The sequence below is a fragment of the Mycoplasma sp. 744 genome, from assembly GCF_034863305.1.
In the GTDB taxonomy this organism is placed as follows: domain Bacteria; phylum Bacillota_I; class Bacilli_A; order Mycoplasmatales; family Metamycoplasmataceae; genus Mycoplasmopsis.
This window is the reverse complement of record NZ_JAYFFF010000002.1, coordinates 167,668-183,314: the sequence shown is the minus strand read 5'-3', so window position 1 is coordinate 183,314 and position 15,647 is coordinate 167,668. Positions and strand designations below refer to the sequence as shown.

At 24.4% G+C, this 15,647-nt stretch carries 13 protein-coding genes; 3 read left to right on the top strand and 10 right to left on the bottom strand.

What is annotated here, in order from left to right; translation table 4 throughout:
• Window positions 1–160: 160 nt before the first annotated feature.
• Entirely contained in the window at window positions 161–772 is a 612-nt protein-coding gene (locus tag VBM87_RS01965; protein ID WP_323177150.1) for a nuclease-related domain-containing protein, read from the bottom strand.
• A 104-nt stretch (window positions 773–876) separates the two neighbouring features.
• Between VBM87_RS01965 and VBM87_RS01960 the strand changes: the two genes are divergently transcribed.
• Window positions 877–1,482 carry an FMN-dependent NADH-azoreductase gene (locus VBM87_RS01960; protein WP_323177149.1) on the top strand — a complete coding sequence of 202 codons (606 nt, stop codon included), beginning with the start codon at window positions 877–879 and terminating at the stop codon, window positions 1,480–1,482.
• 143 nt (window positions 1,483–1,625) lie between these two features.
• Window positions 1,626–3,710 carry a bifunctional metallophosphatase/5'-nucleotidase gene (locus tag VBM87_RS01955; protein ID WP_323177148.1) on the top strand — a complete coding sequence of 695 codons (2,085 nt, stop codon included), beginning with the start codon at window positions 1,626–1,628 and terminating at the stop codon, window positions 3,708–3,710.
• 20 nt (window positions 3,711–3,730) lie between these two features.
• On the opposite strand, the gene VBM87_RS01950 is transcribed toward VBM87_RS01955, so the two are convergent.
• Window positions 3,731–4,462: a phosphotransferase gene (locus tag VBM87_RS01950; protein WP_323177147.1), complete on the bottom strand. Its 732-nt coding sequence runs from the start codon at window positions 4,460–4,462 to the stop codon at window positions 3,731–3,733.
• Window positions 4,463–4,543: 81 nt separating this feature from the next.
• On the opposite strand from VBM87_RS01950, the gene lepA reads away from it, so the two are divergent.
• On the top strand, window positions 4,544–6,346 hold the full coding sequence (lepA, locus tag VBM87_RS01945; RefSeq protein WP_323177146.1) for a translation elongation factor 4: 1,803 nt from the start codon (window positions 4,544–4,546) through the stop codon (window positions 6,344–6,346).
• A 35-nt stretch (window positions 6,347–6,381) separates the two neighbouring features.
• On the opposite strand, the gene VBM87_RS01940 is transcribed toward lepA, so the two are convergent.
• The 8 genes from VBM87_RS01940 to mnmA form a co-directional block, all read right to left on the bottom strand.
• Window positions 6,382–8,766 carry a phosphoketolase family protein gene (locus VBM87_RS01940; protein ID WP_323177145.1) on the bottom strand — a complete coding sequence of 795 codons (2,385 nt, stop codon included), beginning with the start codon at window positions 8,764–8,766 and terminating at the stop codon, window positions 6,382–6,384.
• Between the two features lie 97 nt (window positions 8,767–8,863).
• Window positions 8,864–9,505, bottom strand: a complete 642-nt coding sequence (locus tag VBM87_RS01935) for a deoxynucleoside kinase (RefSeq protein WP_323177144.1) — start codon at window positions 9,503–9,505, stop codon at window positions 8,864–8,866.
• Window positions 9,489–10,139, bottom strand: a complete 651-nt coding sequence (locus tag VBM87_RS01930; RefSeq protein ID WP_323177143.1) for a deoxynucleoside kinase — start codon at window positions 10,137–10,139, stop codon at window positions 9,489–9,491. The genes VBM87_RS01935 and VBM87_RS01930 overlap by 17 nt, the downstream gene beginning before the upstream one ends.
• 50 nt (window positions 10,140–10,189) lie before the next feature.
• Window positions 10,190–10,666 (bottom strand): transcription elongation factor GreA, encoded by a 477-nt coding sequence (gene greA / locus VBM87_RS01925; protein ID WP_257075640.1) that lies wholly within the window; start codon window positions 10,664–10,666, stop codon window positions 10,190–10,192.
• Window positions 10,667–10,716: 50 nt separating this feature from the next.
• Window positions 10,717–11,451, bottom strand: coding sequence for a BC85_0335 family putative methyltransferase (locus VBM87_RS01920; protein WP_323177142.1), 735 nt, complete (start codon window positions 11,449–11,451; stop codon window positions 10,717–10,719).
• Window positions 11,432–11,872: a Holliday junction resolvase RuvX gene (gene ruvX / locus VBM87_RS01915; protein WP_323177141.1), complete on the bottom strand. Its 441-nt coding sequence runs from the start codon at window positions 11,870–11,872 to the stop codon at window positions 11,432–11,434. Before ruvX ends, VBM87_RS01920 begins: the two co-directional genes overlap by 20 nt.
• A complete protein-coding gene (alaS, locus tag VBM87_RS01910; protein WP_323177140.1) occupies window positions 11,865–14,504 on the bottom strand; it encodes an alanine--tRNA ligase in 2,640 nt (879 codons plus the stop codon). Before alaS ends, ruvX begins: the two co-directional genes overlap by 8 nt.
• 11 nt (window positions 14,505–14,515) lie before the next feature.
• Complete coding sequence (gene mnmA / locus VBM87_RS01905) at window positions 14,516–15,631, bottom strand: tRNA 2-thiouridine(34) synthase MnmA (RefSeq protein WP_323177139.1); 1,116 nt, start codon at window positions 15,629–15,631, stop codon at window positions 14,516–14,518.
• Window positions 15,632–15,647: the final 16 nt, after the last annotated feature.

Below are 15,647 nucleotides of genomic sequence, written 5' to 3'. Positions count from 1 at the left end.
CACCACGATTAAATTTTATTTTCTTTATATAAAATGAAAGCATGTTAAAAAGCCGGTTCAATGTTCCGGCTTTTTACTATTTCTTTGCTCTTTTGTTGTTGCACTGCACATTGCAATCGAGCATAGGTATTTAATAATACCTATTTTATTATTAATAACATTATTTCAAAAAATTCTGAAGTTTTTCTATTTGTTTAGGATCTATATTTTCTCTTTGATTTGTTGAATTAATAATATCTTCTAAAATCAATATTAAATTACTGTCGTTAGCAATAACAGTTCAATTAGGTAAATTATTAATTTCCACTAAATTATTATCAGGAAAAACTACAATAGATAAGACAGGAATTTTAAATCCTAAAGCATTATAAAATTGTTTAATATGCATAAAATTTTGATATATAGGATTTTTTAAAACTTTTGTTTTATTATTCTTTAGAAGATTTATTGTTTTATTGTTAGCTTCTCCTGTTATTTTGCCTTCATAATATTTAGTTTCAAAAATAAAAACTATTTTTTCAGTTATCATTAAAGCATCTAATTCACAATTCATTTTATTGTTTTGATTAATAAAAACATTTGAATACAATATTAAATTATTATTTTTAGCAAATTGTTTAATTTTTTCTTTGATATGTTTTTCAAAAATTAAGCCTTTTGTATTCTTTTTATTTTTTTTGAATTTAATTACTATATATATAATTAACAAACTTAAAATAAAAATTGACATAAAAACTATACTCATTATTGTTAATTCTTCTTTTTCTATCATTTGGTCCTCATAAAATAATTTATTTATAATAGTTTAATAATAAATTATTTTCTTCAATGTATAATAAAAATATTAGATTTCTTAAATTGAAAGGAAAATTACTTATGGAAAGTAAAATTAAAAAAATATTAACTATAAATGGATCAATTATATCTGATTCTATTTCATGAAAAACCAATTTAAAATTAATTGAAAAAATTAAAAAAAATAATCCTGAAGCAGAAGTGCAAATAATCGATTTAAATAATACAGAATTAGCTAAAACTATTATTAGTGCAAATAATTTTGCTAATTTTTGAGAAAATGTAAATTCAGATTATTACATTGATTTATTAAAATCTGTAGATTTATTAGTAATCAATACTCCTATGATTAATTTTAGTTACTCAATTTTAGTAAAAAATTTTATTGATGCTATTGCAGTGGCAAATAAAACTTTTTCTTATAAATATTCTAAAAAAGGCGATGCGATAGGATTATTAAATAATTTAAAAGTTATTATTGTTGCATCTCAAGGAGCCCCATTAGGTTGATATCCTTTTGCAAATCATATAAGTAATTTAGAAGGAATATTTAATTTTTTAGGTGTAAGAGAAATTAAAAGTTTATTAATTGATGGAACTAAAGTTGCACCTAGAAATACTTTATCACATGAAGAAATTATTAATGAATTTGAAAATAAAATTGATGAATTAATTAGTCAAATCTAATTTTAAAATTGCATATGATAAAATATGCAATTTTTTATTTTTTTTCATATTTTTTTATTTTTAAATTTCATTTATGAATTGATAAATAAATATTTTTATAAAATTAAATATATTTAATTAAAAAAATATTAAAACGAGGAATTATGAAATTAAAAATTAAAAAATTATTTTCAACTTTTATAAGTGCTGGAGTTTTATTATCGCCTTTAGCCTTTGCAATAGCATGTAATGATACTTCAAAAACAACAAAAGATGATAAGAATATTTTGCCAAAAAAACAATTTTCACAAGAAGAAATTAAAAAACAACAATCACTTTTTGATGATTTTGAAAATAAATATAATAGCGCTTTAGAAACTAAGGCAAAAGAATATACAACTAAAAAAGCTGAAATTGAAAAAATGAAAAATTCAACTGAAGCTGAAAAACAAGCTAAAACAGCAGCTGAAGAAGAATTTAAAAATTGATTAAGTGCAACTAGAACTGAATTTGCTAATTTAAAAGCACAATACAATGAATTATTTAATAAATTAAAAGAAGTAGAAGAATCAAGCGTGATTAAAACAATTAAAATTTATCATACAAATGATGAACATGGAAGAATTTTATTTGATGATGGTAGATTTAACAATTATTCAGGTCTTGAAGGTTTAGCTCAATACATGGAAGGCTTACCAAGAGATTTACTTTTATCAGCTGGAGATTTAATACAAGGATTACCATTGAGTGATTCTGATAAAGGTAAAACAATTACTCAATTAGCTACTGAATTAAAATATGATTCAATTGCAGTTGGTAACCATGAATTTGACTATGGATTAAATACTTTATTAGAATTAAATAAAATGTCCACAGAAAAAAATACTCCATTTTTATCTGCTAATATTACTTGAAAAAATGATGGAACACATAATGGCATTCAACATAAAGCCGGAGATCTAGTATTTAAACCTTATATTATAAAAAACATAAATAATTATAAAGTAGCAATAGTAGGTATTACAACACCTGATACTGCTTATACTTCTAATCCAAAAAATTCTGTTGATGTAACTTTTAATGATCCAACTGAATCGTTTAATAAAATTTCTCAAAAATTAAAAGATGAAGAAAAAGTTAATTTTGTTATTGCTCTTACACATTTAGGAGTAGGTAGAAATGAAAGAAATTGAGAATCTAGTTATTTAGCACAAAATGCAAAAGATTTAGATTTAATTTTAGACGGTCACAGTCATACTAAATATGAAGCTCAAAAAGTAGAAAATAGTCAAACTTGATTAACACAAACTGAAGCTTATACTAAATATTTAGGAGATATAACAATTAGAATAAACAGCGAAACTGGTGTAATTGAATCATTAAAATCTAATTTAAGAGATATTAACCAAATTCAAGTTGCTAGAACTGGAACTAGAAGCGCAAAATATGAAGAATTAATTTCAGCATTAGAACAAGAATATAATAAAGTTAATAATGTAATAGTTTTCAATAATTCAGTTAATTTTATTCATGCAACTAGAATTAAAGTAGGTAATTCAAATTACGCCACAGGAAGAGTTAAACAATCTAATTTAGGAACATTTGCTGCTGATGCTAACGTATGAAAATTCATCGTTGAAGGCGGTGTTAAAAATCAAAGCGGCAAAGCAGAAGCTACCTTAGATAATACAATCGGACTTATAAATGGTGGTGGATTAAGAACTGATTTAGCCACAGGTGAAGTAAAAAGAGGGGATATTGTAGGTATATCGCCTTTTGGAAATAGATTAGTAGGACTAGAAATTTCAGGGGCCATTTTAAAACAAGTTTTTGCTCATTCAATAAATAAAATTAAAAGCGGCGGTTATGGACAATGATCACACAATGTTAGTTTTGAAGCATCTGCAACAGAAAATAATAAAAAGTATACATATGCTATAAAAGAAGGAACATTAAAAATTAACAACAAAGATATCGTAGATGATCAAAAATACTATTTAATAACAAATGATTATCTAGCAGTAGGTGGCGATCAATACGAAATGATAAACAAAGATAAACAATTAGAAAATGTACAATTAGTTTATGAAGGTGATGCAATAGCTGATGTTATTGGTGAATATGCAAAAAGAATTACAAAACAAGAAGTACAAGAAAATAAAAATTCTATTTTATGAAAAATGGAAAAATATTCTCAAGAAGCAGCAACTAATTTCATCAAAATTGAATTTGAACCAACAACTAAGTAAATACATAAAAAACCAATAAATTAATTTATTGGTTTTTTATTTTTTAATTCTTCTAATAATTGGTAAATTTTATCTTCAAAAGGTTTATGAGAAAAATGTAATTTTTTTTGTGAATATAATCATAATATTACTAAATAATTAACTAAAATTTTATTTTCAATTAATTTAGTTTGATCAAAATTTTTATATTTTTTTAAAAAATACTCTTCTTCTTCATATTTTAAATTAGATAATGTAATAAAGTATGCTAATTCAAAGTGAAAATCACCCATTGAAGCATATTCTCAATCAATAAAATAAATTTTATGATCTTTTTTTAATAAATTATTTGTTCATAAATCATTATGCAATGGTCAGTTATTATTTTGTTGTTTTAATATTTTTTCTATTAAATATTTATATTTATCAATAACTTCTAAGTTAATATTTTTTCTTTTTAATTGTTTTCAATATCAATTTATTCTTTTAAAATGATTTGTTTTTGGGAATGTTAAATTAGAATTATGAAGTATTAACATATTTTGAGCTATTAATGTTAAATTTTCTTTACTAATAGTTATGTTTTCGGTTTCAATAAATTCTCATTTACTTTTAAAATAAGTATTTTTAAGTAATTTAGGAACAAAAGTAAATATTTTTAAAATTTTATAATCTATCTTATGGTTAAATTTGTTTCGCTTTTTAACTTGCAAAAAATAATTATTTTTTTTATAACTTTTATTTGTATATCCAATTGTAATTTTTGTTTTCATTTTGACCTTATTTATAATAATTGACTTTATAATATATTATATATATTATAAATAACTATTTATATAATTTAAAAGGCAAATATGCAAAAAAATAAAATAAGAAATTTTTCAATTATCGCTCATATAGATCATGGCAAAAGTACTTTAGCAGATAGAATATTAGAATTAACAAATACAGTAAGTAAACATGACATGGATGATCAATTTTTAGATCAAATGGATTTAGAAAGAGAAAGAGGCATAACAATTAAATTAAATGCCGTTCAAATTAAATATAAAGATTATATTTTTCATTTGATTGATACTCCTGGTCATGTTGATTTTACTTATGAAGTTTCTAGATCATTAGCTGCATCAGAAGGTGCTTTATTATTGGTTGATGCTACTCAAGGTATTGAAGCACAAACTTTGGCAAATGTTTATTTAGCATTAGAAAATAATTTACAAATAATACCTATAATTAATAAAATTGATTTACCTTCAGCAGATATAGAAAAAACAAAAAAAGAAATTGAAGAAACTATTGGTTTATCATGTAAAAATGCGGTAGCTATTTCAGCTAAAACAGGATTAAATTGTGACAAAATATTAGAAGCAATTGAAAAATTTATTCCAGAACCCAAAAATGCTGACGATAATAAACCTCTAAGAGCATTAATTTTTGATTCTTATTTTGATGAATATCGTGGTGTTATCATGTTAGTAAGAATTTTTGAGGGGAAATTAAACGTAGGGCAAAAATTTAAATTTATGTCAACACAAAAAGAATATCATGTTGCAGAATTAGGGGTTAGAAATCCTAAAGAAACTAAAAAAATGTTTCTTGAAGCTGGAGAAGTAGGTTGAGTAGCTGCTACTATAAGAGATGCAAGAGAAGTTAATGTAGGAGATACTATTACTAGTGTTGATAATCCTGCAAAGGAAGCGTTACCAGGATATAAAAAGAAACAACCTGTTGTTTTTACAGGATTTTATCCTGTTGATACAAGAGATTATATGGAACTTAAAGAAAGTCTGGAAAAAATTTCATTAAGTGATAGCTCTATAACTTGAGAACAAGAAACCTCAAAAGCATTAGGATTTGGTTTTAGAGTAGGATTTTTAGGAATGTTGCATATGGAAATTTTACAAGAAAGATTGAATCGTGAATATCATATTGGAATAATAGCAACTTCACCTTCAGTAGAATACAAAATTTATAAAACTAACGGAGAAATTGAATATATTTCTAATCCTTCTTTATTACCTGATAGAACTTTTATAAAAAAAATAGAAGAGCCATATATATTAGCGACCATTATATTACCTTCTTCATATATAGGAAACATTATGGAATTGTGCCAAGGTAAAAGAGGAATTTATAAAGATTTAGTTTATATTGATGATAATAGATCAAAATTAATTTACGAAATGCCATTATCAGAAATAGTTTTAGATTTTTTTGATAGATTAAAAAGTTTATCTAAAGGATATGCATCTTTCGAATATGAACTTATAGGTTATCGTGAAAGTGATTTAGTAAAAGTAGATATTTTATTAAACAGTGATAAAATTGATGCTTTTTCAATCGTTGCGCAAAAAGATTTTGCCTATCCAAGAGCAAGAGATTTGTGCGAAAGATTAAAACAAGAAATTCCAAGGCAAAATTTTGAAGTACCTGTTCAAGCTGTTATAGGCAATAAAGTAATAGCAAGAGAAACTATTAAAGCTTATAGAAAAGATGTTACAGCTAAGCTTTATGGAGGGGATGTAACAAGAAGACAAAAATTATTAAAAAAACAAAAAGAGGGTAAAAAAAGAATGAAAATGCTAGGAAGTGTGGAAGTTCCTCAAGAAGCTTTTTTAAACATTCTAAAAACTAATTTAGATAATAAAAATAAATAAAAACTGCTTATTAATTTAAGCAATTTTTATTTATTTTATTTTTTAAGACCTTCTCATTTTCATTGTCTTACTTCAGGCATATCAATACCATATTCTTTAATAAAGATATTGTGTTCAGAAACTTTATTTTCCATTTCGTCAACGAATTTTTTAGCTTCTTCTTTACCATAAACAGCAATTGCAGCAGTTTGAGCAATATGGAATCTGTCCATTTCACTCATTAAACGAATGTCAAATGAGGTTGTTATATCACCATTTTCTCTATATCCATGTACATGTAAATTATGATTATTTCTGTTGAAGAAAATATCTCTTATTAAACCTTCGTAACCGTGGAAAGCAAAAACCACTGGTTTATCTTTAGTAAATATTGCATCAAATTCATAATCAGTCAATCCTCTTGGATCAATATTTTTAGTACGAAGTCTTAATAAATCAACAACATTTACAAATCTTATTTTTAAAGTAGGGAATTTATTATTTAAATATGAAATAGCAGCTAATGATTCTAATGTAGGTTCAGTACCTGCAGCAGCAATAACTAAATCTGGTTCTTCTTCTAAAGTACAAGTTGAAGCTCAAGGTACTACTTTTAATCCGTTATTAATTAAAATTTGTGCTTCTCTTGCTGAGAATCATTGTTCTCTTGGTTGTTTAGAGGCAACGATTAAGTTAATAACATCTCTTTCTTTAAATGATTTATCTAAAACAGCTAATAATGAGTTAGAATCAGCAGGAAGATATTCGCGTATTAATTCAGGTTTTTTATCTGCTAAATGTCCTAAAATACCTGGATCTTGATGAGTATATCCATTATGATCTTGTTGAAATGCTGTTGAAGTAGCTATAACATTAAGTGAAGGATAATCATTTCTTCATTCAACTTTTTTAGCTTTTGCTACTCATTTCATATGTTGAGTTAACATTGAATCAACTACTCTTAAAAATGATTCATAAGAAGCAAACATTCCATGACGTCCAGTTAAAATATATCCTTCTAAAAATCCTTCAGCTTGATGTTCTGACAATTGTGAATCAATTACTCTACCTGCTGGAGCTATCGCTTCATCTAATTGTGTATCGATTCTTTCTAATCATTGTCTATTAGTTGTTTTTAAAACATCAAACATTCTATTTGACTTAGTTTCATCTGGTCCAAAAATTCTAAAGTTAGTAGGATTTAATTTTATTACTTCTGCAAATCATGTGCCTGCTACAGCCATATCTTGTGATTTAATTTCTCCAGGTTTTTCGAAATTTAATGCTATATCTTCTCATTTTGGTAATTTTAATACTTTTGGATTAATTCCACCATTTGTAATAGGATTCATAGCCATTCTTTTGTCGCCTTTAGGAGCCAACGAAGCAAATTCCTTTTTGAATGAGCCATCTTTATTAAATAATTCATTTGGTTTGTATGATTCTAATCATTTTACTAATTGGGTTTTTTTAGCTGCATTTTCTGATGAAACGGCTAAAGGAACTTGATGAGATCTGAAACTTCCTTCATAAACATTACCATCAATAGCATGTGGGCATGTTCAGCCTTTTGGAGTTCTAACAACTAAAGCAGGTCAAACAGGTCTGGTTGCTATATCAGCAGAAAATTTACGTGCTTTTTCTTGTATTTTTTTAATTTTTTCTATGGCTTTATCGAATGCCTTAGCCATTAATTTATGAATACCAACTTGATCAAAAACATCAGCTTCAACAAAAATAGCTTCTCAACCAAATCCAGCTAATAATTGTTTTATTTCTTTATCAGTTTTACGTGCTAGAATTGTTGGATTAGAAATTTTTCCGCCATTAATATGCAAAATAGGTAAAACTGCACCATCATTTACAGGATTTATAAATGAAGATGAATAAAATCCAGCCATTAATGGTCCTGTTTCAGCTTCACCATCACCTATAACAGTTGCAGCAATTACTTCAGGATTATCTAATATTGCTCCTACTGCATGTGATATTGAATATCCTAATTCGCCACCTTCATGAATAGAACCAGGAGTTTCAGGTGCAGCATGTGAAGCAGTACCTCCAGGGAATGAAAAACGTTTAAACATTTTAGTCATACCTTGAATATCTTGAGTTATTTCAGGGAATAATTCAGTATATGAACCATCAAGATATGAATTAGAAATCATTACTTGACCGCCATGTCCAGGGCCTTCGATATAAAACATATTAAGATCATATTTATTAATAACACGATTTAAATGTGCATAAATTAAATTTTGTCCTGGGATAGTTCCTCAGTGTCCTATAGGATAAATTTTAATATCTTCATCTACAAGTGGTTTTTGTAAAAGAGGATTATTTCTTAAGTACATTTGTCCAACTGATAAATAGTTAGCCGCTCTTCATCAAGCATGTACTCTATTCAAATATTTACTTGAATTGTAGTCTTTTTGACTCATATTGTCCTTTCATTCTTCTATTTTAGGAATTTAAATATATAGTATATATATTTTACCTAATAATTATATGTTAATTTTAAAATTAAAATGTTTAAAACTATAAGTTATTTATTTTTGATTCCAAATTTTTGATTACTTCAGCTAAAATAGTTTCACTACTTTTATTATCTGCTTGTATTATTACGTAAGGAATTTTATATTTTTTTACTAATGAAATGAATAAATCTTTATAAATTTCATGTAGTAATTTAAAATATTCTATATTAGAATTTAAATTATTTATTTCACTTTTTCTATTTCTATTTTTTAATCTTTCCAAAAAAGTTTCAAAAGATATATCTAAAAAAATGGTCAAATCAGGATTGTGATCTAAATTGATAATTTCGTGAAACATTTTGTCAAAAGCCTCTAAATAACGTTTGTTTTTATAACTGAGAGTGGCAACAGCAAAAATATAATGTTCTAAATTAAATCTATCTAAAAATAAAAAATTATTTTTATTTCTTTTATAATCGTTTGTTATTTTTTGCATTTTATTTTGTAAATTTTCTAAAATGTAAGTTTGAAAAGCTATGTTTATATTTTTTTTATTTTCATAAAGCCATTTTAAAAAGGTATTAAAAACTAAATCATTATTATCAAATTCTTCCATTAATAATGAATTAGAATAAATTTGGTGTAATTTTTTACTTAATGTACTTTTACCAGCGGCAATCATTCCACTAATTGCTATTATCATTATTTAATCCTTTATTTTCTATTATTTTTTTCGCTTTTTCAAATACTTCATTTTCATTTAAATTATCAGTTTCAATAATGAAATAATTCAAATTGTATTTTTGTGCTAATTCAATAAACATGGGCTTATAAGTTTGATATAAAGTTTTAAAATATTTCTCGTTTGATTCTCAATTATCTATTTCGACTTTTCTACCTCTAGCAAATAAACGTTTTTTAAAAGTATCAAAATTCATGTCCAAATAAATTATTAAATTTGGTAATTCTTTTTTTGTTATTAAAATATTAAAAAGTTGTTGATAACCATTTCAATATTGTTTAGGTAAATTTTTTAAATTTATGTAGGCAAAAATATAATGTTCAATCGAAAATCTATCCAAAAATAAATAATTATTATTTTTTTGATTTAAATTAATTATTTCATCCAATTTGCTTGTATGATTTTCTACTACATAAGTTTGAAAACTTAAAGCTAAATTAGGTTTTTTTTCATATAATCACTGTAAAAAAGTATTAAAAATTTCATCATCATTTTCAAATTCGCTTAACATTGCAGAATTTTTATAATAATTAGTTAATTTATTTGTAAGAGTACTTTTACCAGCTCCTATCATTCCACTTATTCCAATAAGCATAAATTTATTCCTTAAATAATGTTTAAAAAAATAAGGTATTAAAACCTCATTTATTCAACTTTTAATACTTTTATCGAATATTTTTGTGGAACTTCAACTTCAACTATTTCACCTATAGATGCTTCAGCTATTGCTAAAGCTAAAGGTGACATGTTTGAAATTTTATTTTCAAATGGATTAGTATCGTGACTACCCATAATAGTAACTGTATAAGTTTGATTTTTTTGAATATCTAAGTATGTTACTTTAGAACCGATACCTGTATAAGTTTGTTTTTGAGATTTATCATATACTTCAGCTTTTTCTAAAATTTCTTCTAATTCTAAAATTCTACCTTCTATTTGTGCTTGTTTATCTCTTGCCGCATCATATTCAGCATTTTCAGAAAGATCACCTTGTGCTCTAGCTTCTTTTAATTCAGCTTGAACAGCAGGTCTTTGAACTAAAATTAAATTATCGTATTCAGCTTTATATTTATCATAAGTTTCTTGTGTTAAGAGGATTTTTTCTTTTTCACTATTTGGCATTATTCTCCTTAGATAATTATTTTACTATTTATATAATATTATTAATTATTTTAATCTTTTACTATATATAAAAATTTATTTTTAACATAACTTACTTCATAACGAATATTTTGATATTTTAATTTACTAATTAGTTGTTTTAAATCAGTTTTACTTTGATTTTTTTGGCAAATAATTAATAAACCATTTTTATTTAAATTTAAAAAAAATTTTTCAAAAATTTGATTATTAGTTAAGTTAGAATTAATTGCAATTATTAAATTAAATAATTCATTAGTTTGATTAATTATATGTGTTTTTTTATTAAAATAATTTGGATATTCTAATACAGCATTATTTCAATTTTTTATATCAAAATTATTGCTTATAATGCTATTTTCTCCTTGTGCTAAGTATTGCATTGTAGCATACTCGTATTCAATATTTTCCCCAATTAATAAATTTTTTTCTGATTTATTTAAATAGGTTGAATTAATTAAATTTTCTAAATCATAATCATCAATTTTAATTTTAAAAAATTTTTTTAAATCTAAAGGAGCAGTAGCTAATTCTTCTCCTCTTAATTCTAAAATGTTTAATTTTGTTTGAGCAAGTTCTTTATTAAATATTTCTTTTTTTATTTTCTTGATTTTTAATTTAATAATAATAAAAGTTATAAAAGCAATAGCTATAACAACAAAAATTGAAATCAATAAAATTAGTTTGATTAAATTATTATTATTTTGCTGAGTTTGACTATTAAAATTTTGAGTATCTAAAAAATATTTATTCAAGATATTGTTCAAGTTTTTTACCTCCATAGTCTAAAAAATCTTGCAAAATAATTTTAGCAGCCATAGTATCTTTTAATTCTTTTCTTTTTTTTATAGATAGATTAGCACTTTTTAGAATATTGATACTTTTGATTGTTGAGCCATATTCTTCTACAAATAATATTTCTTGTGTAAATATTTTTTTTATTTTTTGTGCAAAATCAATTATAATTTTACTTCTTTCGCTTTTATCACCATTACTTCTTAAAGGTAGACCTATGATAATTTGATCGATTTGATATTTTAAAAAATATTCTTTTAGTGCATAAATTATTTTTTCCAAATTATTTTCTTCAAAATAGATAGTTTCTAATGAAATCGCAATGTTATTGGTTTGATCACTTATAGCAAAACCACAAGTTTTAGTACCAATATCTAAAGATATTTTACGCATTATTTAAAATTTCTATAATTATTTGATCTAAATTATTTAATAAATCGATTGTTCCCATTGCTAATATTGGCGAACCACCGCCTCTACCTTGAGTTTTTTCAGATATTTGTTTAAATAAAAGATTAGCATTTGAAACTTTAGTTGCTACTACTAATAATAATTTATTATTGTTTTTTGCTCCTAAGAAAACATAAGAATTAGGATATTTTTCTCTTAAAGTTGAAGCAATTATTTTAATTTGTGTTGCATCTAAATCTAAATTTAAGTATATTTGTTTACCATTAATATTTATAAAGTTTATATTATCATAATCAAAGTTTATAGTTGCTTTTTCTTTATTAAATATTTTGTAATCATCTCTTACTTTTAAAATTAATTTGTTAATTAACTTATACTTATTAAAATTATCCAGTTTATCAAAAGAATATTCTAATTGATAATTTGAATTTAATTGTTTTACTTTAGAAATTAAATTATTTAACTCTTTTAAATAAAAATCACACTGTTCATGATAGTATTTATCTACTAATTTATTTGAAGTAACTACTCTTATTCTAAATATTCCTGCTTGTTTTCTTTCAACAGCAACAATTTTAAAATTTTCTAATTGAGAACTATATTCTAAATGAGTACCGCCACATAAATCGCTGGTGATGTTTCCTCATTTAACTAAACGTACATTATTTGGATTCATATATTCTGTTTCTTCAATAGTCATAATAGCGTTCATTTCTTTAGCTTTTTCTGTAGTTGTTATAATATATTCTCTTTTAATATTACTTTTAATAATTTCTTGCATTATTTTTTCTATTTCTAAAATTTGTTCATCAGATGGTTTTTCTTCGGCAGGAAAATCAAAAGTAAATCTTTCATAAGTTATATCTGAACCTAATTGTTCAATTTGTGGTCCAAGAACTTTTCTTAAAACACTAAAAACTAAATGAGTTGCTGAATGATTACGAGCTAAATTTAATCTTTTTTCTTTATCAACAAAACATTTTATTAAATCTTTATTATTAATATTACCTTTTACTTTGTGAATATTATTGCCAAATTTATCTTTAAATACATCTAAAATAATTATTTTTTGATTATTTTGGATTAAATATCCTTCGTCATGATTTTGTCCGCCAGCTGTAGCATAAAATGGTGTTTGATTTAAAACTAAATATGAAATTTGCTCTTTATCAGCTTGATCAATGGAATTTTCTTTATTTAATAACATTAAAACATTTGATTCTGATTCTAAATGTGTATAACCAATAAAATTATCAATTTTATTTTTAATTAAATTTAATGAATTAATTACCTCTTTCATTCCTTCCATTTTTTCTCCTCTTGATTTATTAGCGTGTTCTTTTTTAGCTTTTTCAAATTCTTCTAGATTAATTTTTAATTTAAAATCTTGAGCTATTTCGCTAGTTAATTCAATAGGAAAACCATAAGTATCTAACATTTTAAAAGCAAAATAACCGTCTATTTCTTTTTTATTATTTTTTAAATATTCTTCTAAAATAGTTTTGCCTTTTTCAATTGTTTTATGGAATAATTCTTCTTCCTGTTTAATAATTTTAGCTACATATTCTATATCGTATTTAAAAGGAAGTGAATCGTGTACTACAGGAACCAATTTATAAAGAAAAGTATCAATAATATTTAATTGTTTAGCCTTGTAAATTGATCTGCGAATTAATCTTCTTATAATATAACCGCGACCATAACTGCTAATTTTAGCGCCATCTGCTATAGCATTAACAACTGTTCTTATATGATCTGCTATAACTTTAAAATTTTGATTAATTAGAGTTTGATTTTCTTCTTTGATAAAATAATTCTCGCTTTTATATTTGTAAGTTGTAAATGATTGAATTTTATTAATTATATCTGCAAATAAATCTGAATCATAATTGGTAGGAGCATCTTGTAAAATAGAAACTAATCTTTCAAAGCCTGCACCGGTATCAATATTTTTTTGTTTTAATTCTGTATAGTTATTTTCTCCATCGTTATTAAACGTTGAAAAAACAATATTTCAAATTTCAATGTAACGATCATTTTCTATATCACTAATTAATAATTCTAAACCTCTTTTATCATATTTTTCGCCTCTATCAAAAAATATTTCGGTATTAGGACCACAAGGTCCATTTCCCACATCTCAAAAATTAGTTTTTTTATCACCTGCAATAATATGATTTTCTTCAATACCTAAACTCATTCAAATTTCTTTTGTTTCTAAATCATCTTTATAATAAGTAAAATATAATTTTTCTTTTTTAATTTCTAAAATTTTAGTTAAATATTCAAAAGCATATTCAATTGCTTCTTTTTTAAAATAATCACCTATTGAAAAATTACCGAGCATTTCAAAAAAAGTATGATGTCTTGCTGTTTTTCCAACATTTTCAATATCATTGGTTCTAATTGCTTTTTGGCTATTAACTAAGCGATTTTTAGGTGGGATTTTTTTACCTGAAAAATAGTCTTTTAAAGTTGCAACTCCAGAATTAATTCATAATAATGAAGGATCATTTACAGGAATTAAAGATTTTGATGGAATTTCTAAATGATCTTTACTTTTAAAAAAGTCTATTCAACTTTGTCTTATTTCTTTTGAAGTTAGTTTTTTCATTTTATTCCTTTTTACACGTAATTTAATTCGTTTTTTTGAAAATATATTTTTTCAATAATTGCTCCACCTATACATTTATCCCCATCATAAAAAACAACTTGTTGTCCAGGTGTAACAGCTTGAGCTCCTTGAGGATAATATACTTTAATTTGATTATTTTCTAAAATTTTAATGTTTACTTTAGTATCTTTTTGTCTATAACGAAATTTAGCAGTTAGGTTGTCGAAATTAAAATCATTATTATTTAAATTTAATTGAGAAGCCAATAATTCATCAGAAATTAAATAATTTAAATTAGAACTCGGCGCTACAAACAAAATGTTTTCTTTTACATTTCTTCCACAAACATAGTGAGCTTCACTCATTCCACCTAAATTTAATCCTTTTCTTTGTCCAAGAGTATAATAATAACAACCTTCATGTGTACCAATTTTTTCTTTGGTAACTATACTTACTATATTTCCTGGCTTCATCGGAATATAATTTTGTAAAAATTTGGTGAAATTTCTTTCACCTATAAAACATATTCCTGTTGAATCTTTCTTTTTAGCAGTAGCTAAATTTTGTTCTTCAGCTATTTTTCTAATTTCTTTTTTTGAATAATTAGCTAAAGGCATTAAAACTTTTTCTAATTGTTTATGAGTTAATTGAGCTAAAAAATAGGTTTGATCTTTATCTTGGTCTTTGGCTCTATATAAATTACCATTTTCTACTTTTGCATAATGCCCCATTGCTATATAATCAGCTTTTAAATTATTAAAAGCATAATCTGCGAAAGCTTTAAATTTAATATATTTATTACATAAAATATCAGGATTAGGAGTTCTGCCTTTAGCATATTCTTGAATAAAATTTTCGAAAACATCATTTCAATATTCTTGAATAAAATCTACTCTATGTAGTTTTATATTTAATTTATTAGCTACTAATATTGCATCTTGATAATCTTGTTCTTGAGGACAAATGCTTTGGTTGATATGTTCATTCCCAAGAAAATCATTATTTAAAGAGGAATCTCAATTTCTCATAAATAAGCCTTCAACATCATATCCTTGTTGCTTTAATAAATATGCTGCAACTGAAGAATCTACACCACCAGACATTCCTAAAATTACCTTTTTAACCATAAAACCTCATTTTGAT